The following is a 22,039-nucleotide window of genomic DNA, read 5'->3' as shown; positions in this document are numbered from 1 at the left end:
GTTCAGTGCCTCTCGATCACGACGTTGGTGGACTTCACGGACGCGACGGCGCGCACGCCCGGTTCGAGGCCGAGCTCGGCGGCGGCCTCGCTGCTCATCAGGCTGACCAGCCGGTAGGGGCCGCAGATCATCTCGACCTGCGCCATCACGGTGTCCCTGACGACCTTGGTGACGATTCCCGACAGCCGGTTGCGCGCGCTGACCGTCGTGCTCCGGGGGTCGTCCCGGTCGGGCCGGTCGGCCAGCTCTGTGGCCAGGGCCGCGAGGTCGGTGCCACGGATGGTGGTCGGGCTGCCTTCCGTGCCGGCCACGGAAGGGAGGCGCCCGCCGTCGATCCAGCGACGCACGGTGTCGTTGCTGACGGCGAGGACTTCTGCCGCTTCCGCTATTCGGTAGGTGGTCACGCGGCGAGTATTCCGCATCTGCGGCTTTCCTGCCCAGACAGTCCGCGAAATTGCTCCTGACGACCAGGCCGGCCGAGCTCGTTCGGGCCAGCCGTTCAGGCCGGGGGCGCCCAGGCCGGGTCGCGGCCGATGAAGCCCATCAGGCGGTCGACCACGGGGGCGTCATCGGCGACGGGCACGGCGGCGCCGTACTGCCCCGACGAGCGCAGCAGCTCCTCGATCGGCGCCATGCCCTCGAGGAGCGTGGCCGCGAAGTCCACGTCGAGGCCGTGCTCCTGGCCGGTCGCGGTCGAGAGGTCCCAGGTGTGCATGAAGACGTCGGCCGTGTAGAAGCGGTCCGCGGCGTCGGCCAGCCGGTGGGTGCCGGCGATCGGGTGGGTGAAGGACTCCTCGCCCCGGGTCTCGATCAGGTGTTGTACGGCGTCCGCATGGTGCTGCCACGCCGCCACCGGGTCGTCGGCAACGGCGGGACCGGCCGGCAGGGTGATTCCGCCCCCGCCCAGGAATCCCGGGAACCACTCGACCAGGTGGGCGACCACGTCGCGGGCCGTCCAGCCGGCCACGGGCGCGGGAGCCTCCCAGTCCGGGGTCGTTGCGACCCTGGCCGCGAAGGCGCCGGCGACCTCGCGGTGGCGGTCGGCCGCCGAGTCAGGCAGGGCCATCTCAGACCGACCCGTCGGCGAGCAGGGCGTCGAGCTTGGCGTAGCCCTCGTGGACCCCGACCTCCATGCCGCTCGACAGCATGCCGTCGCGGCTCTCGAACGAGTCGCACAACGAGAACGCGTGCATGCGGGTGCGGCCGTCGCCGAGGTCCTCGAAGGTCATCGTCTCCAGCGCGATGGCCTCGGGCATGCCCTCCCAGGTGAAGGTCTGGACCAGCTTGTTCTCGCCGACGTAGGGGAACGTGCCACGGAAGGCGAACTCCTCGTCCCCACGACCCGCGACGTAGCGGTAGGAGCCGAGCGTGCGGCAGTCCCACTGGTCGATCCGGGTCGTGAGCGAGTCGGGTCCGATCCACTTCGCGAACAGCTCGGGGTCCATGTGAGCCTTCATGAGCTGTTCGGGAGTGCCGGCGAAGTCGCGCCAGATGTGCACGGCGGGGACCTTCGGGTCGGCCTCGATCGCGGCCTCGGTGTAGCGGGCGGTCGGGTTCGTGGTGGTCATGATGCTGTTCCTTCCTTGCGGGTGGGGGTCTCTGCGGTCTTGTCCTCGTTCAGCTCGGCCAGCACGGCGTCGAGGCGGCTGAACCGTTCCTCGGCACGTTGGCGGTATCGCTCGATCCACTTCGTCATCAGGTCGAACACCTCTGCTTCCAGGTGCACAGGTCGACGCTGGGCCTCCCGGCTCCGGCTCACCAGTCCGGCGTCCTCGAGCACCTTCAGGTGCTTGGAGACCGCCTGGACGCTGACGTCGTACGGCGCCGCCAGGTCGTTGACCGTCGCGTCGGACTCGGTCAGACGAGCGACCATGTCGCGCCGGGTCGGGTCGGCCAGGGCGGCGAAGACCTTCGAGAGCTGGTCGGTCATGCGGACACCTTCTTCAACTGATTGGTTGAATAAACCGTACGACGACCAAGGTGCCTTGTCAACCGTTTGGTTGAATAGCCGCAGCGGTTCGCGGCGTGCACGACGTCACACACGCGGCGACCCGACGTGCGGCCGCCAGCGACCGCCGTGGCGGCAGGCGCTAGCGTTGCCGCGAAACCGTTCGACCCACAGCAGGAGCGCCGTGCACAACGCGAAGCACCACGACGACCGGCCCGCAGGTCGTCGTACGACGGACGCCGGGGTCGTGCGATGAGCCAGCAGCGTGGCGGCAGCCACTACTCAGGCAGCAGCATCGGCATGGTCGGCGCGATGATCGTGACTGTCGGCGTGATCCTGGTCTTCGTGATCTTCCGGTCGGTGACCCGCGACGACCTCGACGTCGAACGGGAAGCCATCGACTACCTGCCCGCCGTGCAGGGCCTCCAGAAGAGCGTGGACTTCAACCTCGCCTACCCGCCGAGGCTGCCCGAGGGCGCCAAGGCCGTCGACGTCGAGGGTGCGCTCGGTGCCGGCTGGTCGCTCGACATCCTGACCCATGACGACGAGTTCATCGGGGTCTACCAGGGCGCGGCTCCCGTTGAGGACTTCCTCAAGGAGTACGTCGACGACGATGCCGTCGACAAGGGCGACTCGGTCACCCTCAAGAGTGCGATCGCCCCGACCTGGCAGTCCTGGAAGGACGAGGACGGTGACTACGCGCTGACCGCGGAGCACGACGGCACGGTGGTGCTGGTCTTCGGGACCGCCGACCACGGCACGATCCAGCAGGTCGCCGAGTCGCTGGTGACCGAGCCGGTCACCTGAACCCCGAGGTTCCGCTCACTCGTCGTCGGTGGCCTCGACGGCTGCGTCGAGCCGCTTGCGGGCACCGTCGAGCCAGCCCTGGCAGGTGCGGGCCAGCTTCTCGCCGCGCTCCCACAACGCCAGTGACTCCTCGAGCGAGGTGCCACCGGCCTCGAGCCGCTGCACCACGGTGATCAGCTCCTCGCGGGCGCTCTCGTAGGACAGTTCTTCGTCAGTGGTCTGCTCAGGCATCTGCTTCCTCGGTGTCGACCTCGACCACGGGTGTCGCGGTCTCGATGCTGGTGGTGGTGGCGTGCACGCGTCCGTCGGCGACGCGCACGGAGATCTCGGCGCCCTCGTCGACGCCGGTGACGGACGTGAGGACGTGGCCGTCGGGCCCCTGCAGCACGGCGTACCCCCGGCGCAGGGTGGCCAGTGGCGACAGGGCCGTGGCCCGCGCGGCGTGGTGGGCGATCTCGTCGCCGGCCCGGTCGAGACGGTGGCGCACGCTGCGCCTGGCGCGGTCGCGGAGGTGCGCGACCTCGTCGGCCCGGTCGTCGAGCAGGTTGCGCGGGTCGGCCATCGCCGGCCTGCTGCGGATCGCCGCCAGCCCGGTCTGCTCGCGGTCGAGCCAGGCCAGCATCGAGGAGCGCAGACGTTGCCGGGCCTGGTCGATGCGCTGCGTCTCCTCGGCCATGTCGGGCACCACGCGCCGCGCGGCGTCGGTCGGTGTGGACGCACGCACGTCGGCGACCAGGTCGAGCAGCGGCTGGTCGGCCTCGTGGCCGATCGCGGAGACCACGGGCGTGCGGGCCTTGTGCACGGCGCGCAGCAGGCCCTCGTCGGAGAAGGGCAGCAGGTCCTCGACCGAGCCGCCGCCGCGGGCGATGACGATCACCTCGACCTCGGGGTCGGCGTCGAGCCTCTGCAGGGCCTCGGTCACCTCGAGCGGGCTGTTGTGTCCCTGCATGCGGGCGGCCGCGACCTTCACCTGCACCGACGGCCAGCGCCGGCGGGAGTTCTCGATCACGTCGCGCTCGGCGTCGGAGCCGGGGGAGGTGACCAGGCCGACGGTGTGCGGAAGGAACGGCAGCCTGCGCTTGAGCTCCATGCTGAACAGGCCCTCGGCGGCGAGCAGCTGGCGGCGTCGCTCGATGCGGGCCAGCAGCTCGCCGAGCCCGACCATGCGGATGCCGCGAGCCTGCAACGACAGCGTGCCGCGGACGGCGTAGAACGTCGGCTTGGCCTGGATCACCACACTGGCGCCCTCGACGACCGGAGGGTTCAGGCCGTCGAACAGCGTGCGCGAGCAGGTCACCGGGATGGAGATGTCGGCGACCGTGTCGCGCAACGTCAGGAACACGGTGTTGAGGCCGGGGCGGCGGCTCAGCTGGGCGATCTGGCCCTCGACCCACACCACGCCGAGCCGGTCGACCCAACCCGAGATCGCGTTGGCGATCTGCCGGACCGGGGCCGGTGATTCGAGGGAGGTCTCCATTGCCATGACCGCGAGCCTAGGGGAGGAGACCGACAGCCTGCCTCCGGCTCTCCACAGCGCCGACAGGGCGCGTACACCCGACGTCTAGACTCGGGCCCATGAGCACCGACCTCGGCACCCCTGCCGTCCTCAGTCCCGACGAGGCAGAACGCGCCGTACGCCTGGCCGCGCCGCGTGGCTACTGCGCCGGCGTCGACCGGGCCGTGATCACTGTCGAGAAGGCGCTCGACCTGTACGGCGCCCCTGTCTACGTCCGCAAGCAGATCGTGCACAACAAGCACGTCGTCTCCGATCTCGAGAGCCGTGGCGCCATCTTCGTCGAAGAGCTCGACGAGGTGCCCCAGGGGGAGACGGTGGTCTTCTCCGCCCACGGCGTCTCGCCCGAGGTGCACCGCCAGGCAGAGACCCGCAGCCTGAAGACCATCGACGCCACCTGCCCGCTGGTGACCAAGGTGCACCACGAGGCGAAGCGGTTCGCCGCCGACGACTACGACATCCTGCTGATCGGCCACGAGGGCCACGAGGAGGTCGAGGGCACCGCCGGTGAGGCACCCGACCACATCCAGCTCGTGCAGGGCCCCGAAGACGTCGCCAACATCGTGGTCCGCGACCCCAACCGGGTCTCCTGGCTCTCCCAGACCACCCTGTCGGTCGACGAGACCCTCGAGACCGTGGCCGCGATCCGGGAGCGCTTCCCCGCGCTGCTCGACCCGCCGAGCGACGACATCTGCTACGCCACCCAGAACCGCCAGCTCGCGGTCAAGGAGATCGCCGCCGACGCCGACCTGGTGATCGTGGTCGGCTCCGGCAACTCCTCCAACTCCGTGCGCCTGGTCGAGGTGGCCCTCGAGGCCGGGGCCAAGGCCTCCTACCGCGTCGACGACGCCACCGAGATCGACGAGGCCTGGCTCGAAGGTGTCGACAAGGTCAGCGTCACCTCCGGTGCCTCCGTGCCCGAAGACCTCGTCGACGGCGTGCTGGCCTTCCTCAGCGCCCGCGGCTACCCCGACGCCAAGGCAGTGCACACCGCCGAGGAGTCACTGATCTTCGCGCTCCCGCCCGAGCTGCGTCGCGACCTGCGCGCCGCCCAGAACGCCGGCAAGTAGCCCACGACGATGGCGCGCTACCTCGACGTACACCCGGAGAACCCGCAGCAGCGACTGATCGACCAGGTCGTCGAGCAGCTGCGCGACGACGCGCTGATCGCCTACCCGACCGACTCGGGCTACGCGCTGGGGTGTGCCCTGGGCAACCGTGACGGCCGCGACCGAATCCTGCGGATCCGCGAGCTCGACGACAAGCACCACTTCACCCTGATGTGTCGCGACTTCGCCCAGCTCGGCCAGTTCGTGCACGTGAACAACACGGCGTTCCGGGCGATCAAGGCCTCGACGCCGGGGCCCTACACCTTCATCCTGCCGGCGACCGGCGAGGTGCCGCGGCGGCTGATGCACCCGAAGAAGCGCACCGTGGGCGTGCGCATCCCGACCTCGCCGCTGGTCCACGCGCTGCTCGACACGCTCGGTGAGCCGCTGCTGACCAGCACGCTGATCCTGCCGGGCGAGGACGAACCCCGCACGCTGGGCTGGGAGATCAAGGAAGAGCTCGACCACGTCGTCGACATCGTGATCGAGGCCGGTGAGGTCTCGGCGCAGCCGACCACCGTCATCGACTGGTCGGGCGACGCACCCGAGATCGTGCGCGTCGGCGCCGGAGACCCCACGCGCTTCGAGTGACGGCGTGCGTGCCGCCACCCGGCGTACGCCGGTCAGCGGTCACTTGGTCATGATCGGGGTCTGGATGACCTTCACGCCGGTGCGCCGGTCGACCAGCTTGCCTCGGCCCTGGGGCTGGGGCTCGAACTTGTTGCCGTGCAGCACCGCGCCCTCCTCCTTGGAGCCGGAGAGCAGCAGGCCCGGCGTGCCGAGCTCCTTGAGGCGCTTCTGCAGCGGCTCGAAGCTGCCGCCGCCCGAACCGCCGGCAGAGCGTGTCAGCACCACGTGGAGGCCGATGTCGCGGGCCTGCGGCAGGAACTCCAGCAGCGCGTGGAGCGGGTTGGGCTGGGCGGCCGCGATCATCTCGTAGTCGTCGATGAGCACGAACAGCTTGGGCCCTTCCCAGCGCGGCACCTCCTGCGCCGTCGGGTCGACCTTGATGCCGGCGAGGCGGTCACGCATCGCGGAGGCGATCTGCTTGACCATCTCGGGCGCGTCACCGGAGTTCGTCACGTAGGCGAGCTGGTGCCCGGTCGTGACCGCGCCGATCATGCCCCAGCGGTAGTCGAACGTGACGATCTTCGCCTGTTTGGGATCCCAACGTGTCGTGATGCCCCGGGCGATGGCCCGCAGCACGTTGGACTTGCCGGACTCGACGTCGCCCAGGATCAGGAAGTGCGGCTCGGCGTCGAAGTTCACGAACACCGGCGAGAGCGTGTCCTCGTCGAGGCCGAGCGGCAGCGCCGACTTCTCCTCGTCGGGCACGGGCAGCTGGTCGTACGGCATCTTCCGGGGCAGCAGTCGCACCTCCGGCGCCTCGGGGCCGGTCCACGCGTTGCGCACCCGCTTGACCATGTCGGCCACGCCGTCGGCGACGTCGTCGGAGCTGGAGGACCCGTCGATGCGCGGGAGTGCGGTCAGGTAGTGCAGCTTGTTGACGCTCAGGCCGCGTCCGGGCATCTTCTCCGGGACGTTCTTGGCGGCCCTGCGGTCCACGTCGGACTCGGCGGGGTCACCCAGTCGCAGCTCGAGGCGCTGGCCGATGAGGTCGCGAAGGGCCGGACGCAGCTCCATCCAGCGCTGGATCGAGACCACCACGTGCACGCCGAAGCCGAGGCCACGCGTGGCGATCTTCGTGATCTGGGCTTCCATCGCCTCGTGGTCCTGGCGCACCGTGCCCCAGCCGTCGACGACCAGGAACACGTCGCCGAACCCGTCACCCGGCTCCGCGCCGGAGGCCACCATGCGGCGGTAGGTCTGCATCGAGTCGATGCGCTTGGCGGTGAAGTGCGCCTCGCGTCCGTCGATCAGTGCGTTCATCTCGGAGACCGTGCGGCGCAGACGCTCGGGGTCCATGCGGGTGGCCACGGAACCGACGTGCGGCAGGTCGGAGAGACCGCTCAGCGTGCCGCCACCGAAGTCGATGCAGTAGAACTGCACCTGCTGCGGCGTGTGGGTCAGGGCCAGGCCGCTGATCAGCGTGCGGAGCAGCGTGCTCTTGCCGCTCTGCGGACCGCCGACCACGACGGCGTGCGAGCTGGCCAGACCGACCCACAGGGGGTCGCGACGCTGCTCGAACGGCTTGTCCTCGATGCCGATCGGCGCCGACAGCATCCGCGAGTTGTCCCACTGCCCGGGGCGCAGACCGTGTTCGGTCTCGGCGAGCGGGGGAAGCAGGTCGTTGAGGGACGGCGACTCGTCGAGCGGCGGCAGCCACACCTGGCGTGCCGGGGTGCCGCGGCCCTTGAGCCGGTCGACCATGATCTCCATCAGCGTCTCGCTCGGCCCGGTCGGCTCGGCCTCGGGCGTCGTGTCCTCCGGCTCGACCTCCTGCTGGCGCGGCTCGAGGTACGCGACCTCGTAGGGCAGCACGTAGCCGCCGACCGCAGACTCGCTCAGCCCCGCACCGACGGCGTTGGGGTTGCGCTTGTACGGCGCGGAGACGTAGGCCGCACGGAACCGCACGAGGCCCTCGCTGGCCTCCTTGAGGTAACCGTGGCCGGGAGCACTGGGCAGCTCGTAGGCATCGGCGACACCGAGCACGGTGCGGCTCTCCATCGCGGAGAACGTGCGCAGGCCGACCCGGTAGGACAGGTGGGTGTCGAGGCCGCGGAGCTTGCCCTCCTCGAGGCGCTGTGAGGCGAGCAGCAGGTGTACGCCGAGGGAGCGGCCGAGTCGGCCGATCATCACGAACAGGTCGATGAAGTCGGGCTTGGCGCTGAGCAGCTCGCTGAACTCGTCGACCACGATGAACAGGGAGGGCATCGGGTCCAGGGGAGCGCCCTGTTCACGGGCCTTCTCGTAGTCCTTCAGCGACGAGTAGTTGCCGGCGGCGCGCAGCGCCTCCTGGCGGCGCACCATCTCACCGGCGATGGCGTCCTTCATGCGGTCGACGAGGATGAGCTCGTCCTCGAGGTTGGTGATCACCGCCGAGGTGTGCGGCAGGACGTCCATGCTGGCGAACGTGGCACCACCCTTGAAGTCGACCAGCACGAAGTTGAGCATCTCGGGGGAGTGGGAGACGGCCAGTCCGAGCACGAGGGTGCGGAGCAGCTCGGACTTGCCGGATCCGGTGGCACCGATGACCAGGCCGTGGGGCCCCATGCCGCCCTGCGCCGACTCCTTGATGTCGAGGTCGACCGGGTGGCCGGTGGGCCCGACCCCGATCGGCACCCGGAGCCGGTTGCGGGCCGCCCGGGGGCGCCACGTGGTGTCGGTGTCGATGTTGTGCGGGTCGCCGAGACGCAGCAGCTCGGGGAGGGTGACGTCGACGGTGAGCAGGTCGGTGGGGTCGTTCTCGGCGCCGGCGGACATGCGGTAGCGGGTCATGGCGCGGGCCAGCGTCGTGCACTCCGTGGTGGAGAGCGCGTCGGGGGCGCCCAGCGGGGAGCGGGTGATGTCTCCCGAGGTGCCCTCCTTGCGCACGATCGAAACGGTGCCCTTGCGCAGCTCGAGCTGCAGCACACCGGAGGAGTGCTCGGTGGGCAGCACGCCGCGCAGGTCGACCACGGTCACGCCCTGCACCAGGCCGGCGGCCAGCTGGGCTTCAGGCGGAACGCGTCCGCCGTCGAGTACGACGACGAGGTGCGGGCCGTCGGACGCGGCATCGGCACCGAACCGCGGACGGCTGCTCAGCAGGTCACCCAGCCGCGCCTCGATGGCGATCAGGTCGTCGCGGACCAGTCGCACCTGGCCGACGGCGTCGGTGTCCTCGGACAGGGCGTGGGGCAGCCACTTGAGCCATTCCCAGTCGCTGACCGTGTTCTTTCCGGCGCAGACGGCGATGCGGACGTCGTCGGGCGACTGCAGCGTGGCCAGCTGGGCGATCATCGCCCGCGCCATGGCACGGGTCTGGTCGACCTGCCCGTTGAGGCTGATCAGGCCGAAGGCACGCAGCGACACGGCCACCGGGAGGTCGGGGACGGACTTGTGGGTGCCGACGAAACGACGCAGCGCGCCTGCGGAGATCGGCTCGAGGTCCTCGACCGGCTTGGTCTCCGGCGTGACCAGCGTGACCGCCAGCCGCTGCGGGCCGCGACCGATGCGGACGGCGAGATGGTCGACATCGGTGGCACGGCGCTCCCACAGCCGGGTGCCGAGTGCGAGGCACCAGAGGGAAGCGGGGTCCGGGTGGTGCCACAGGGCTGCCTTGCGCTGCTGCTCGACGGCCTTGCGGACGCGGCGGCGTACCTGCACGAGGTAGCGCTGGTAGTCGCGGCGGTCGCCGTCGAGCTTGCGGCGCTTCTCGCCGGACTGGCGTCCGATGTTGCCGACCATCATGCCGGCGAAGGCGACCGCCATCATGCCCATCGCGAGCATCATGATCGGGCTGCCGCCGGTGCCGCCGCGCGCCGTCATCATGAGTCCCATGCCGCCGGCGCCGGCCAGCATCGGCAGCATGGTCAGGGCCTGGCCGACCCCGCCGCCCTGGGTGGTCTCGGGCAACTCAGGGGGTGACTCGAGGACGATCTCGCCGCGTGGTTCCCGCGGCGCGCGCTGCCGAGCCGGCCGCTTGAACAGTTGCGTTCCCACACACACCTCCCGAGTCAGCCGGTGCGGCGTGTTCGACCCGCACCGGTGGAAACCACCCTCGATGGTCCACAATGCTGGTGACAATACCGGGCGCGGACCCGGATGACGTCTGGAGGTGTGATGGCTGCGAGCACGATGTCGAGTCTGTGCCGGCTGACGGTGATGACCACGAACACGCGAGTCGATCTCGCGGTGCCACTGGACCTGACCGTTGCCGAGTTGCTGACGAACCTGGTGGGGACCCTCGGCCCAGAGGTGGCCGATCAGGGTGCCGCGGCCGGCGGGTTCGTCCTTCAGCGCACGGGGGAGGCGCCGTTCGACCCAGCCCTGACCTTGCGGGCAGGGCAGATCAGCGACGGCGACCTGCTCCACCTGCGCATGCGCGCGACCCAGTTGCCCGAGGTGGCCTACGACGACGTGCTCGATGCCGTCGCCACCGGTGTGCTCACCAAGTCGGCGCGGTGGTCCGACGCCCACACCGCACGGGCCTGCACCTGGTTCGCGTCGTTGTCGATCGTCTTCGTGCTCTTCGCCTGCCTGCTCTCGGGTCCGTCGTGGATCGCTCCCGCGGCCATCTCCGGAGCCCTGAGCCTGCTGCTGCTCGGCGGCGCGGTCGCCCTCGACCGGGCCTACGCCCAGCCCGGGCCAGCCCTGGTGGCGGCCGGCTTCTCGATCGCCACGGCCTTCGCGGCGGGCGCCATGGTGGTCGGTGGCGACGAACGCGTGTGGTCGTTCGGCGCGACCCAGCTGTTGCCCGGTGCCGCTGCCGCGGTGCTCATCGCCCTGGTCAGCCTGGTCATGCTGAGCCGCGGCGTCCCCGGCTTCACCGCCGTGATCGGCAGCGGTCTCCTGGCCGCGATCGGTTCTGCGGCCGCCGGTTTCGGCGACCTCGACGTCGCGGCGACGGCGGCGTTCACCGCGGGCGTGGCGCTCCTCCTGTCACCGATGATCCCGATGGTCGCGTTCAAGCTGTCCCGACTGGCGCTGCCTTTCGTCCCGACCGGTGCCGACGACCTGCGCAACGAACGCACGACCGTCGACGGCACCCGCGTGCTGGGGCAGGCAGTCCGGGCCGACCAGTTCATGACCGGCATCGTGGCCGCACTCGCCGCGGCGGTCGGCGGCGGTGCGGTGTTCCTCGCCTCCGCCGGAACCGTCGAGCAGGTGCTGGCCGCCGTCCTCGGTGGCATCGCACTCTTCCGGGCGCGCCTGTTCACCGGTCGCTCGCAGCGCCTGTCGATGCTGATCGCGGCGGCGGCTGCCGGCGTGGCCGTGCTGGCCGGGCTGTCCGCTGACGCCGAGCCGCTCGTGCGACTGCTCGTCCTCGTCGTACCCGTCGCGGCACTGGCCCTGGCCATGTTGGCCCTCGTGGTGGTCCTTCCGGGTCGCCGTTACGCCCCGCCGACCAGCCGTGCCGCCGACATCTTCGAGTCGCTGCTGGTGTTGTCCGTGTTGCCGCTGATCCTGGGCATCGTCGGGGTCTACGGCAAGATCCGCGAGATGGTCGGCTGACTTAGTCGATCGGGGGCGGGAACGCGCTCAGCGCCTGGTCTCGTACCTGCTCAGGACCACCCCGCCGGGAAACGTCCGTGTCTCCACGAGGTTCAGGTTCACCCAGCTGTCCAGTGCGGTGAAGAACGGTGTGCCGCCGCCCACCAGGACCGGATGGGTCACGATCGTGTACTCGTCGACCAGCCCGGCCCGCATGGCCGCGCCGGCGAGCATGGCACCACCAACCCGCATCGGCTCGCCGTCCTCGGCCTTGAGCCGGGTGATCTCCGCGACCGCGTCGCCGGTGACCACGCGGGTGTTCCAGTCGGCCCTCTCGATCTGCGAGGAGAAGACCACCTTCGGTGTGTCACGCCAGTTCCGCGCGAACTCGACCTGCGCCGGGGTGGCATCGGGCTGCTGGTCGCCGGTCGGCCAGTGAGAGCTCATGGCCTCCCACAGCCTGCGCCCGTACAGCATACAGGCCGGTCGCCAGCTCCTCGTCGAGCCACCACTGGAACAGCTCGTCGCTCGGCACACCCCAGCCGATGTCGTCACCGGGCGCAGCGACGTAGCCGTCGAGTGTGAGGTTCATGCCGTAGACCAGTTTCCGCATCGCGCCCTGCCTCCTGTCAGCCGCGCAGGGCGTCGCGTTCGCCCGGCGTGGCCTCGAGGCGCACCAGCTGCACGCTGCCTCGCGCCACGACGGCGACCGCGTGCGGCGGTACGACGGTCAGGGACGCGGCCGCGTCACCCAGGTTGAAGACCCGGCCGGCCGCGTTGGCCAAGGTGGTGCTCAGTGCGCCGAAGAACGCCACGTCGGCGTTGCCGAAGCTCGAGAGCCGTGCCGCGTCCGCCTCGTCGTGGCCCTCCGGCAGGTTGCGGAGATCCAGCAGGCACTGCCAGTCGGAGACCTCCGCGAGAGGGCGAGGCTCGTCGGGCCGGTCCTCGATGAACAGGCCCGGGCCCTGGATCGCGGGCGGCAGTGGTCCGTTGGCCGGCACCAGCCGGGTGTCGGAGCCGTTCCGCAAGGTCGGTGCCCAGGCCGCCTCGCGGTGGGTGACGATGCGCACCGCGACACCGGACACGGCAGCGCGCAGCGACATGAGCTGTGCGGCGTAGGCGCCGGAGAACACCACGATCCGGGTGCCACGGGGCCGGAGCAGGCGCAGCGTCAACGGGCCGGACTTGTTGCGGCCGAGGAACACTCCGGTGGTCGGCGCCGGTACGACGTGCTCGGGCATCAGGGGCTGCTGCCAGGCGCGGCTCATGCTGCCTCCGCCGAGACGCCGAGCAACGTGGTGGCCTTGAGCAGTGGCACCTGCTCACCGAGGACCCGGTTGATCCGCAGCCCGAGGTCACGGCTCACCGAGTCGAGATGGTCGACCGCACCCTGCACCACCTCGGTCGGGCCGCTGAGGCGCAGCAGGAGCAGCAGCGTCGGATGGCGGTGAAGCGGCCCCGGCTGCAGGACCGCACTGGTCGCCACGATCGGCACCGGGAGCACCGCGGCCAGCTGGTCGAGCTTGGTCACCGCGTCGTCTCCCGAGACCGCGAAGGTCATGGACATGGACCCCTCCAGTCGGACGTCGTTGAGTGATTCGGTGGCCGAGGGCAGCGTGCCGTCCGGGGACATGGGCACGGGCCCGAGACAGCTCGCGCTGTCCATGGCCACGACCTTCTCGGTCAGGCGGCGGACCTCCACGCCCGCCGAGGCCAGCACCTCTTCGGCGCGCAGGACGCAGCGGCGCAGGATCTGGTGGATCGCGGCGTGCCCGCCGCGTTGTGCGATCACGTCGGCGGCGTACACGGTGTCGAGGGTCAGCACCAGGTGCCGCATCGCCAGGCGGGGCGCGGGTGCGACCGGGCCGGCCGGGTTGCCCGCCGTGGCCGGTGCCGTCATCGTGACGAGCCGGACGCTGGAGAGCGGGACGTCCTCGACGGTGAGCAGCGTGGCCAGTCGCTCCAGCGGGATCGGGGCGTCGTCGTTGAACACACCGGCCAGCGGAAGGGCCAGCGGCACCGACCATGTCGTGGCGTCGCGGATCGCGCCGACCGGTACGCCGCCACCGGCGGTCGGAACGCTGACGACCTCGTAGGAATCACCAGTCAGGGATGCGATTCCCTGGCCGCGGAGCCGCGATCGACGCGAGCGCATGGCCAGCCAGGATCGCACCACCTGGTGGAGACCGCGTCGGCGTACGGACACCAGGGCCAGTGCCGCGGCGACCACGGCGACGACGCCGCCGACGGGCATCCAGATGCCCTTGAACGCGACGGCGACCAGTGCGGCGGCAGCCGCAATCTCCAGCAAGACCAGGCGGGGGCGCGAGAGGAGTGACATGAGGGTGAGTATGCCGGACCTCTATGGTTGTCCTCGACCTATGGTGATTGCCGTTCTTGTCCGGTTCCGAGTGAAGGGGGCGTGGTGCAGACCCGCCGCGATCAACTGCACGCGTATCGCTTCATGACCCGACGTGCCATGTCGGCACTGGTCACGGGCGAACCCGACTCCGTCGAGCCGCCGATGCGACGGCTCACCGTGATCACCATCAGCGGGATCATGATCGCCATCGTGGTCGCCGCGGTGTTCGCCGTGATCGGCATCCTGAAGGGCGGCGGCGGAGACGCCTGGCGCGAGGAGGGATCGGTCATCGTCGAGGAGGAGACCGGCGCCCGCTTCGTGATGATCGACGGAAAGCTGCACCCTGCCGTCAACTACGCCTCGGCCGTGCTGTCCACCGGTGCCAGCAAGCTGGTGGAGGTCCACCACGTGCCGCGGTCCGACCTCGACTCCGTGCAGCGATCGACGACGATCGGCATACCTGGCCTGCCCGATTCGATGCCCTCGCAGGAAGAACTCGTCCGCGGCCCGGTCACGGTCTGCTCACAGGCCGAGGCCGAAGGCGTCAACGTCAGCGCCGTGGTCCACGTCCAGGTGGGCGGCGACTCGTCCTCGCAGCCGCTGGACCCTGATGAGGCTCTCTACGTCGAGTCGTTCGACGGCGAGCGGTTCCTGCTCTTCCAGGGTCGACGCCATCTGGTCAGCGAGACCGTCGAGCCCGCCCTGCAGATCACCCAGGACCCCGTGAAGGTGGGCAGCGCCTTCCTCACCGCGATTCCCGTCGGCACACCGTTCGAGACGCCGTCGATCGACCAAGCGGGCTCGCCCACCGAGGAAGCCGGGCGCTCCATGCTGGTCGGCCAGGTGATCGAGGTCGACGACGGCACGTTCCGCGTCGTACTGCCCGACGGCATCGCCACCATCACCGACGTACAGGCCAAGCTGCTCCGCACCGCGAAGCTCGACGGGCAGCGCCGCGACCCCGTCCCGATGTCCCTCTCCGACGTGCTCGACATGCGTGAGTCCGACGGCATGGACGGCGAGATGGAGGGGCTGCCCTCGGCGATGCCATCACAGTCCTCCGCCGCGTCGACCGCATCGGGTGCCTGCGTCGTCTTCGACGAGGACTCGTCGGCCCTGCGGCTGGCCGTGCCCACGGACAGCCAGGCCGGTACGCCGACCAGCGAGTCAGACGCCTCGAAGCACGGCAGCGCCGACGACGTCTCACTCTCGCCCGGCGTGGGACTCATCGCCAGCACCCCCGCCAGCAACATGGTCTACCTGATCGGCGAGCCGGGGGAGGCCTACCCCGCGCAGGGGATCGGCACCCTGGCCAGCTTCGGCTACGACGGCGACGACGCCGTGGAGATTCCGGCCGAGCTGCTCGGCGTCATCCCACACGGGGACGCGCTCGACCCGGCCCGGGCCCGGCTTCCGCTCCAGCAGTGAGCCCACCCGACAGTGAGCCTGAACGCCGGCTGATGCCGGCGGCCGGATCCGGCACGACCCTGTTCTCTCGCAAGTTGCCGGTTTAGGCTCTCGGGAGATGGGAATTGGTACGTCACCGACCACTCAAATGGAGAGGAAGTACCGTGTCCGGATTCAATACCAGTCAAGAGGCGATGGCCGCTGGGGCGGCCCACGTCGACGAGGCTACCCAGCAGGTGCAGGGCCACATCAACACCCTGCGAACCGAGATCGAGACGATGCTGGGCGGATGGGGTGGCGGCGCTGCGACCGCGTTCCAGAACCTCCACCAGAACTTCGAAGGCCAGGCGAACCGCATCAACAGCTCGCTGCAGTCGATGCAGGAGGCCCTGGTCTCCACGCGTACGACGTACGCCGCACAGGAGGAGCAGGAATCCTCCAACATCACCAACCTGTCCAGCCAGATCAACGAGATGTGAGGTAGTAGGTCATGAGTGAAATCAAGGTCAACTTCGGATCCCTCGAAGCTGGTAAGGCCGGCATCCAGAAGACCCACGGTCAGCTGGTCTCCACCCTCGACGACCTCGAGGCGAACCTCCAGCCCATGCTGCAGACCTGGGACGGTGCGGCTCGCGAGGCGTACTACCAGTGCAAGCAGGAGTGGGACAACGCCGCCGCGCAGATGGCGACCACCCTGGGCCAGATCGGCACGCTCGTCGGTTCCGCCCAGGAGAACTACCAGCAGGCTGAGGGCACCGCCACCAACATGTGGCAGTGAGCTGACGCTCGCCGTACGACGCCGCAGCACTGCGGCCGCTATGTGCCCCGACTCATTCCATGGGTCGGGGCACACGCATGTCCGGACCTGGGGGATGAAAGCCCTGTGTCCGGACGGTACCGTCGGGGTCATTCCGCGCCCCGACCACGGGCGACGACTCGACAGCGAGGATGAAGACATGAAATTTCTCGGGCTGCTGGTTTCCCTCGTCATGGCGTTGGGGCTGACCGCGTGTGGTGATGACGACTCGGGCAACGGCGACAAGGGGAGCAAGGGTGGCAGCGGTGACGGTGGCTATGCCCAGCCCGAGGGCCCGGCGCCCGACCTGTCCACGCTCGAGGGCGGGACGACGCCGCTCAAGGCCGCCAACGGCGGCGCCTACCCCGACGCCTGTTCGGTGTTGAGCGAGGAGATGGTGCTGAAGCTGTTGCCGGCCGCTGGAGAGGACGGCGAGGCCGGCGTGCAGCGCTCGTCGGAGGACCAGAACGGCACGCCCTACATGTGCCAGTACTTCTCCGGCACGGCCGACGACGAGAACGTGGGATTCATCATCGTCAGCTTCGACCAGAACGCCGCGGTCGTGGACCGCGCCGTCGTCGAGGATGCCTTCAACTCCTCGAAGGAGGCGGCGGCCGACGACGAGGACTTCGTCGACTACAAGGACGAGCTCGGCGCGGGTTCGGACGCCTTCTTCGACGGCGTGAAGGTGAACGTCCTGGTCGGGGGGATGATGTTCGACGTCACCGCCAGTGGCACTGAGCCCTCGAAGGACGACAAGGCGCTGTGGCGGGACAACGTCGATGTGCCGGTGGCGGAGAACATGCTCTCCCGGTTGCAGTAGCACGTACCCAGGCAGACACAGAAGTGGCGCCCTACCCGCAGTGCGGGTAGGGCGCCACTTCTGTGTCGCGGTGGGGCTGAAGTCACTCGCCTTCGATGACCGAGGACGGTGCGTCCGGGTTGCCGCCCCAGACGTCGTCGTCCTCACTCAGCCAGGTGGAGCGGTCGGTCTCGCCCTCTTCACCGCCGCCACCGCCCCTGCCCGGCATCATGCCGGGGCCGGGGCCGGGGCGTCCGCCGGCGCCCATGGTGCCGACCGACGGACCGGTGCCCGGTCCGGGTCCACCGGGACCGGCAGGTGAACCGGGGCCGGGGCCGCCCGTGGGCAGGCCACCCGGCGAGAGACCGCCGGGACCGGGGCCGGGGCCACCGGGACCGAGGCCGGCCAGGTTGGAGCCGGTGTCGAGCCCGGGTCCGGGAGGTCCAGGAGGACCAGGAGGACCAGGAATGGGGCCGGGAGGACCAGGAATCGGTCCGGGCGGTCCGGGAGGTCCGGGCGGACCGGGAATCTCCGGGCCGGGGATGGGTCCCGGAGGCCCAGGCGGGTGTGGACCGGGAATGGGTGTTCCGGGTCCGGGGGGTCCGGGAGGTCCGGGCGGTCCCGGAGGTCCGGGCGGTCCGGGAGCCGGGTTGGTCCCCGGCGTGTTCACCTCGGCGTTGGACGGCAGCTTGTCGAGGCCGTTGTGGTTGATGTTGTCGAGGAGCGTCTGGTAGCGGGTTCCCGCATCGCCGCCGGAGTTCTTCGCGGTGTTGAACGCCTCTCCGACGCCCGACATGCCCTCGTGCACCTGGCGGGACGCAGTCGACAACGAGCCGGAGGTGAGGTGCAGCTGCTCGAGGTTCTTGATCGCCTTCTCGGCGGTGTCGCCCTCCCAGTTGGCCTCACGAGCCTTCTGGATGGCCGTGTTGAGCTGCTGCTCGATCTGGTTGAGGGTGCCGTGGATCTCCTTCCACGTTCCTGCCTTGTTGAGGATCTTGCCCTCACTGACCAACGCCAGCTGCTCGTTGAACCAGTCCTCGTCCGTTCCGGCGGTGCCGCCCTCGACGAACAGGAAGCCGCCGGGGTTGTGGAGCTCGACGTTGACGTAGCTCTCGCCACTGGTGTCGAAGCCAGCCATGTCAGCCTCCCACGTTCGGCGGAACCGGAGCGGTGCTCGTGCTCGAGTTCTGCTGGTTGGCGGCCTGTTCGTTGGCCTTGTCGGTTCCGTGGAGCGTGTCGATGGTGGAGCGCATCGCTGCGTGCACCTCGGCGGCCTTCGTCCTCAGGTTCCCGACGTGGATCTTGACCGCATTGGTCACATCGCTGACTTCGCCGCCGAGGTAGGACCAGCCTCCCTCGGAGTCGGACAAACCCATGTCCGACATGATTTCTGCTGAGTCGTCCATCGATCCCAGGCCGTGGGTGTCCCCATCGATGATGCCCGGGATACGTGCCAGGGCTTCGTAGGCCTCCTCCAGCACGTCAGGATCGAACCTGGTTCCTGTCCCCATAGTCTTCCGTCCCAGTTGTCGGGGCGCCCTCGCACTCGCAAACCCAGTGGCTCCGGTCGTGTGTGGTGCGCCGTGGTTCAGTTGGTGATCGCTGGCGTACCCACTGTCCAGCGGATCAAACCCGAGATTAGGCAGGCGAGCATGAAGTGTCGAGCCCGACGCACAGTCGAACCGGCGGTTGTGCTCTCGCAGGTTTCGGAGCGAAAGTCCGTGGGAAGCGTCGCGACCATGACACCCCTCACGATCGGGTCCGGCTCATGACGGCGTCGGCCCAACTCACTCGCACCGGAGAAGGTTGGTCGGCACTGCCCGACCCGCACAGCCTCGGCGACGTGCTCGCGCATCGCCGGTGGGTACGACGCCGCAGGCCGTTCGACCACGTCGTCTCGACCGACGTGTTCACCCCGGACTTCTACGGCCAGCTCCACGACCAGGTGCAGGGCATCCTGGACGACCCGGAGATGTTCGCCCGCAACATGCCGGGCTACGACGCCTCGTCATGCGAGCTCAAGACGCACCGCGAGGGCCCGCTCGGCGTGTTCACCTCCCGGGCCTGGCACGACACGTTGGCCGGCATCTGGGGAGTCGAGGCCACCGGCGACGTCTCCGCCACGCTGCATCATCACGCACCCGGCGGCAAGAGCGGCTGGCCGCACAATGACCTGAACCCCAGCTGGTTCCCCGGACCGCCGCCGAAGAGCGACGAGATCCAGATGGTCGAGAACGACCTGGTCGATCACCAGCGCGGCACCCGTGCGGAAGGTGTCGAGGCTCGGGAGAACGTCCGCGCGGTCGCCGTGCTGTTCTACCTCGGCAACCCGGCGTGGTCTCCGGGCGACGGTGGCGAGACCGGGTTGTTCGAGTCGGCCAGCGCCGCCGCGCACGGGCCCTCGGCCGCGGTGCCGCCGATCAACAACTCCATGGTGATGTTCGAGTGCACGCCCTTCACCTGGCACTCGTTCCTGACCAACCGGAAGCCGCGCACCTCCGTGGTGATGTGGCTTCACCGGACCAAGGAAGATGCCGTTTCGACGTGGGGGGAGCAGAGCATTGTCCACTGGGGATGAACGTCGCGTGTGTGTGCTCACCGGAGCCGGTGGGCAGCTCGGAAACGCCTTCTGCCAGAAGTACCTCAAGGACTACGACATCGTCGCGGTCTGCCGCCACCGGGCGCCGAACGTGCCCTCGCAGTACGACTCCTTCGTCGACCCGCTCGACCCGACGGCCGACGTCGACGGCGGCCGTGTGTTCGTCGTACACACCGACCTCGAGAAGGAGGGGGAGCCGGAGCACGTCGTCGACCTGGTGCTCGCGCGCTACGGACGCGTCGACCTGCTGGTCAACAACGCCGCGTTCTCGGTGTGGCACCGCAACGGGATGATCGACGGCGACGCCGCGCTCAACGACGCGGCCCGGCACTTCGCGGTGAACGTTGAGCTGCCGATGCGTCTCGGCGTACGCCTGGCCCAGAAGTTCTGGTCCTCGCGTGCCGCGGAGAACCGTGCCGCGAACCGCAACGTCGTCAACGTCTCCAGCCTTGCCGGCACGGGAATCTACGGTGGCGGCCAAGCCGTGTACGCCGCCAGCAAGGCCGCCCAGAACCAGATGACCCGGCACATGGCGCGCGAGTTCGACGGGTTCGGCGTGCGGGTCAACGGGCTTGCCCCCAACAGCTTTCCGGGCATCGTCAGCACGGAGTCCGTCGCCGACGCAGTCGTGCGACTGGACCGTGAGTCGGTCACCGGCAAGATCCTCGTCGTGGACAAGCAGACGGGCGACACCGCCACGAGCTGAACGGGCAGGCACTCAGCCTCGGGGCTGGGTGCCGTCCGCGGTGGCCCCACGCCGCTCGGCGGTGTGGCGCCAGGCGATGCTGCCGACTCCGAAGAGGAGCGCGGCGCCGAGCAGGCCCGCGGCGACGGCATAGCCCCTGTCGCGCAGCGTGTGGTCGGGCGGCTCCGGCAGGTTGGGTGCCGGGACCGCGGGAAGCTTCGCCTGCTGCGGCAGGATGCGGGAGTCGTCGCGTTCGGCGGTGATCGCGACGTAGGGGTTGACGATTCCCCAGCCGTAGCCGGCGTCGGGCACGCTCACACCGGGACGGTCTGCGGTGGCCTTGATGCGGTTGACGACCTGCTCGGCCGACAACCTCGGGTGGCGCTCACGCACCAGGGCGACGGTGGCGCTCACGAACGGGGTCGCGAAGCTGGTGCCGTCCTCGGCGTAGTAGCCCTGGATCTGGGTGGGGGCCAGGATGCCGACTCCCGGTGCGGCCACGCCGACGTAGTCGCCGGTGATGGAGAACTGCGCGATCGCGTCGTTGGCGTCGCTCGCCCCGACGACGAGCACGTTCGGGAAGTCCTTCCCCTCGGCGTACTTCGCGGGATAGAGCGCCGGGACGCCCTGGCCGTCGTTGTTGCCCGAGGCGGCCACGACGACGATGTCTGCCGCCTTGGCATGCTCGACCGCCGCCCGCAGCTCGGGGGTGTCGGGGGACTGGAGGGACAGGTTGATCACGTCGACCTTCGCCGCGATGGCGGCCTCGATGCCCCGGGCCACCGCCGCGGCATCGCCGCCGACGTCCTGGCTGCTGGAGTCGCGGTACTTGATCGGCATGATCGTGGCGTCGGGTGCCAGGCCCTCGAAGCCGACGCCGTCCTCCTGCTGGGCCGCGATGATGGCCGCGACCCGGGTGCCGTGGCCGTAGTCCTCACAGTCGTTGACGTCCGTCGCGCCGTACCCGCCGCCACCCATCACGTTGGTGGGCTTCGTGGACTCGAGGCTGCTCACCTGCGGCTGGTTGTTGACGTTCAACCCACTGTCGACCACTGCGACGGTGATGCCGGCTCCGGTGGCCAGGGCGTGGACGCGTTCGAAGCCGAGGCGCTCCTGGGCCCAGGGGATCTCGGCGGAGGCGGGGAAGCCGGGCTTGACCGTGCACCCACCGGGCTCGGCGACCGGGGGAGGGGCAGCCCAAGCGGGCCCGGACAGTGCGACCAGGCCGACGATCAGTCCCGAGACCAGGCGCGCGCGTCTTCTCAGCGCTTCTGACGTCCTCACCCGAGTCAGGGTAGTCACCGCCGCGACATCGACAACAGCCGGGCGCACGACGTGCGGCCTTCGACGGCGTACGCCGAGGTCGACGGCCTCAACGATCGAGCAGGGTCCGGTCGCCGGTCCGCGGACGCGGCGGGACGATCTGTACGGGCCCGGCCGCGCGCTTGCGATAGACGTGCTGCCGCATGGCGAGCACCCCCAGGCACAGGGCGTAGCCGAGGATCAGTGCGCCCGAGTGGTGCGCCAGCCCCGCGACCACGGCCTGGACCGTGCCGTCGCCCTTGGCGGCGATGACTCCGGGCGAGGCAAGGCCGAGGAGGCTGAAGATGCCGAGCATCAACAGGGGAGGCAGCACGCCGACGGTGAAGAAGTCGGCCTGGCGCACGCGCAGCGCCATCGTCACGCACAGGGCGACGAAGGCCAGGTCGAAGAGCCAAGTGATCTCACGGTGGACGGCGAGGTCGGCCAGAACGGCGGTGAGCGCGACGGCGATCCCGAGAGCGGCAACCAGCCGTCCGGGTTCGGTGCCCTCTTCCCAGAGGGTGCGCGCACGGGCCACAGGGCCACGGTAGGACCGGGAACGCCTGCGCGAGGCGCGCCGCGCCGGTCGAGGCCTGGCCCGGGTCGCCCGACGCGC

23 protein-coding genes and 1 pseudogene are annotated in these 22,039 nt (G+C 69.8%); 10 read left to right on the top strand and 14 right to left on the bottom strand.

The window, feature by feature from the left end; all coding sequences use genetic code 11:
* Positions 1 to 2: 2 nt before the first annotated feature.
* The 4 genes from ASD30_RS11255 to ASD30_RS11240 form a co-directional block, all read right to left on the bottom strand.
* Positions 3 to 404 (bottom strand): TOBE domain-containing protein, encoded by a 402-nt coding sequence (locus ASD30_RS11255; protein WP_200949830.1) that lies wholly within the window; start codon positions 402 to 404, stop codon positions 3 to 5.
* 95 nt (positions 405 to 499) lie between these two features.
* Positions 500 to 1,066, bottom strand: coding sequence for a maleylpyruvate isomerase family mycothiol-dependent enzyme (locus ASD30_RS11250; RefSeq protein WP_056681416.1), 567 nt, complete (start codon positions 1,064 to 1,066; stop codon positions 500 to 502).
* Position 1,067: 1 nt separating this feature from the next.
* Positions 1,068 to 1,568: an SRPBCC domain-containing protein gene (locus ASD30_RS11245; protein WP_056681415.1), complete on the bottom strand. Its 501-nt coding sequence runs from the start codon at positions 1,566 to 1,568 to the stop codon at positions 1,068 to 1,070.
* Positions 1,565 to 1,930 carry an ArsR/SmtB family transcription factor gene (locus ASD30_RS11240; RefSeq protein ID WP_056681414.1) on the bottom strand — a complete coding sequence of 122 codons (366 nt, stop codon included), beginning with the start codon at positions 1,928 to 1,930 and terminating at the stop codon, positions 1,565 to 1,567. The genes ASD30_RS11245 and ASD30_RS11240 overlap by 4 nt, the downstream gene beginning before the upstream one ends.
* Positions 1,931 to 2,200: 270 nt before the next feature.
* Here ASD30_RS11240 and ASD30_RS11235 point away from each other — a divergent pair, with 270 nt between their 5' ends.
* The gene (locus ASD30_RS11235; protein ID WP_056681413.1) at positions 2,201 to 2,755 is read left to right on the top strand and encodes a DUF4245 family protein; all 555 of its coding nucleotides are present in this window, start codon (positions 2,201 to 2,203) and stop codon (positions 2,753 to 2,755) included.
* Between the two features lie 15 nt (positions 2,756 to 2,770).
* Here ASD30_RS11235 and ASD30_RS11230 read toward each other — a convergent pair whose 3' ends face one another.
* Positions 2,771 to 2,986 (bottom strand): exodeoxyribonuclease VII small subunit, encoded by a 216-nt coding sequence (locus ASD30_RS11230; protein ID WP_056681412.1) that lies wholly within the window; start codon positions 2,984 to 2,986, stop codon positions 2,771 to 2,773.
* The gene (gene xseA, locus ASD30_RS11225; protein ID WP_056681411.1) at positions 2,979 to 4,238 is read right to left on the bottom strand and encodes an exodeoxyribonuclease VII large subunit; all 1,260 of its coding nucleotides are present in this window, start codon (positions 4,236 to 4,238) and stop codon (positions 2,979 to 2,981) included. The genes ASD30_RS11230 and xseA overlap by 8 nt, the downstream gene beginning before the upstream one ends.
* 92 nt (positions 4,239 to 4,330) lie before the next feature.
* Between xseA and ASD30_RS11220 the strand changes: the two genes are divergently transcribed.
* Positions 4,331 to 5,338, top strand: a complete 1,008-nt coding sequence (locus ASD30_RS11220; RefSeq protein WP_056681410.1) for a 4-hydroxy-3-methylbut-2-enyl diphosphate reductase — start codon at positions 4,331 to 4,333, stop codon at positions 5,336 to 5,338.
* Positions 5,339 to 5,347: 9 nt separating this feature from the next.
* Positions 5,348 to 5,968: an L-threonylcarbamoyladenylate synthase gene (locus ASD30_RS11215; protein ID WP_056681409.1), complete on the top strand. Its 621-nt coding sequence runs from the start codon at positions 5,348 to 5,350 to the stop codon at positions 5,966 to 5,968.
* A 39-nt stretch (positions 5,969 to 6,007) separates the two neighbouring features.
* On the opposite strand, the gene eccCa is transcribed toward ASD30_RS11215, so the two are convergent.
* Positions 6,008 to 9,979 (bottom strand): type VII secretion protein EccCa, encoded by a 3,972-nt coding sequence (eccCa, locus tag ASD30_RS11210; protein ID WP_056681408.1) that lies wholly within the window; start codon positions 9,977 to 9,979, stop codon positions 6,008 to 6,010.
* Between the two features lie 120 nt (positions 9,980 to 10,099).
* Between eccCa and eccD the strand changes: the two genes are divergently transcribed.
* Entirely contained in the window at positions 10,100 to 11,491 is a 1,392-nt protein-coding gene (eccD, locus tag ASD30_RS11205; protein ID WP_056681407.1) for a type VII secretion integral membrane protein EccD, read from the top strand.
* 27 nt (positions 11,492 to 11,518) lie between these two features.
* On the opposite strand, the pseudogene ASD30_RS11200 reads toward eccD, so the two are convergent.
* The 3 genes and pseudogenes from ASD30_RS11200 to ASD30_RS11190 all read right to left on the bottom strand — a co-directional run bounded on the left by ASD30_RS11200 (position 11,519) and on the right by ASD30_RS11190 (position 13,811).
* Positions 11,519 to 12,083, bottom strand: a pseudogene (locus tag ASD30_RS11200) (dihydrofolate reductase family protein).
* A gap of 16 nt (positions 12,084 to 12,099) precedes the next feature.
* Complete coding sequence (locus tag ASD30_RS11195; protein WP_056681406.1) at positions 12,100 to 12,738, bottom strand: hypothetical protein; 639 nt, start codon at positions 12,736 to 12,738, stop codon at positions 12,100 to 12,102.
* Complete coding sequence (locus ASD30_RS11190) at positions 12,735 to 13,811, bottom strand: type VII secretion protein EccE (RefSeq protein WP_056681405.1); 1,077 nt, start codon at positions 13,809 to 13,811, stop codon at positions 12,735 to 12,737. Before ASD30_RS11190 ends, ASD30_RS11195 begins: the two co-directional genes overlap by 4 nt.
* Before the next feature lie 81 nt (positions 13,812 to 13,892).
* Between ASD30_RS11190 and eccB the strand changes: the two genes are divergently transcribed.
* From eccB to ASD30_RS11170, 4 genes are all read left to right on the top strand, one after another.
* Positions 13,893 to 15,260, top strand: coding sequence for a type VII secretion protein EccB (gene eccB / locus ASD30_RS11185; protein WP_056681404.1), 1,368 nt, complete (start codon positions 13,893 to 13,895; stop codon positions 15,258 to 15,260).
* A 143-nt stretch (positions 15,261 to 15,403) separates the two neighbouring features.
* On the top strand, positions 15,404 to 15,718 hold the full coding sequence (locus ASD30_RS11180; RefSeq protein ID WP_156388501.1) for a WXG100 family type VII secretion target: 315 nt from the start codon (positions 15,404 to 15,406) through the stop codon (positions 15,716 to 15,718).
* Between the two features lie 11 nt (positions 15,719 to 15,729).
* Complete coding sequence (locus tag ASD30_RS11175; protein WP_056681402.1) at positions 15,730 to 16,017, top strand: WXG100 family type VII secretion target; 288 nt, start codon at positions 15,730 to 15,732, stop codon at positions 16,015 to 16,017.
* A gap of 178 nt (positions 16,018 to 16,195) precedes the next feature.
* Positions 16,196 to 16,858, top strand: a complete 663-nt coding sequence (locus ASD30_RS11170) for a hypothetical protein (RefSeq protein ID WP_156388500.1) — start codon at positions 16,196 to 16,198, stop codon at positions 16,856 to 16,858.
* An 82-nt stretch (positions 16,859 to 16,940) separates the two neighbouring features.
* Here ASD30_RS11170 and ASD30_RS27845 read toward each other — a convergent pair whose 3' ends face one another.
* Both ASD30_RS27845 and ASD30_RS11160 read right to left on the bottom strand, forming a co-directional pair.
* Positions 16,941 to 17,975, bottom strand: a complete 1,035-nt coding sequence (locus ASD30_RS27845; RefSeq protein WP_056681400.1) for a collagen-like protein — start codon at positions 17,973 to 17,975, stop codon at positions 16,941 to 16,943.
* Between the two features lies 1 nt (position 17,976).
* The gene (locus ASD30_RS11160) at positions 17,977 to 18,318 is read right to left on the bottom strand and encodes a hypothetical protein (RefSeq protein ID WP_056681399.1); all 342 of its coding nucleotides are present in this window, start codon (positions 18,316 to 18,318) and stop codon (positions 17,977 to 17,979) included.
* 287 nt (positions 18,319 to 18,605) lie between these two features.
* Here ASD30_RS11160 and ASD30_RS11155 point away from each other — a divergent pair, with 287 nt between their 5' ends.
* Complete coding sequence (locus ASD30_RS11155) at positions 18,606 to 19,415, top strand: 2OG-Fe(II) oxygenase (RefSeq protein ID WP_082563771.1); 810 nt, start codon at positions 18,606 to 18,608, stop codon at positions 19,413 to 19,415.
* Positions 19,416 to 19,422: 7 nt separating this feature from the next.
* Positions 19,423 to 20,142 carry an SDR family oxidoreductase gene (locus ASD30_RS11150; protein ID WP_056681398.1) on the top strand — a complete coding sequence of 240 codons (720 nt, stop codon included), beginning with the start codon at positions 19,423 to 19,425 and terminating at the stop codon, positions 20,140 to 20,142.
* A 12-nt stretch (positions 20,143 to 20,154) separates the two neighbouring features.
* Here ASD30_RS11150 and ASD30_RS11145 read toward each other — a convergent pair whose 3' ends face one another.
* Both ASD30_RS11145 and ASD30_RS11140 read right to left on the bottom strand, forming a co-directional pair.
* Positions 20,155 to 21,405, bottom strand: coding sequence for a S8 family serine peptidase (locus ASD30_RS11145; protein ID WP_056681397.1), 1,251 nt, complete (start codon positions 21,403 to 21,405; stop codon positions 20,155 to 20,157).
* A gap of 88 nt (positions 21,406 to 21,493) precedes the next feature.
* A complete protein-coding gene (locus tag ASD30_RS11140; RefSeq protein WP_200951141.1) occupies positions 21,494 to 21,961 on the bottom strand; it encodes a DUF6542 domain-containing protein in 468 nt (155 codons plus the stop codon).
* Positions 21,962 to 22,039 lie beyond the last annotated feature (78 nt).

It is taken from the genome of Nocardioides sp. Root140 (assembly GCF_001426745.1).
GTDB lineage: Bacteria > Actinomycetota > Actinomycetes > Propionibacteriales > Nocardioidaceae > Nocardioides.
Note: the sequence above shows the minus strand (reverse complement) of the source record. Positions and strands in the feature narration are given on the sequence as shown.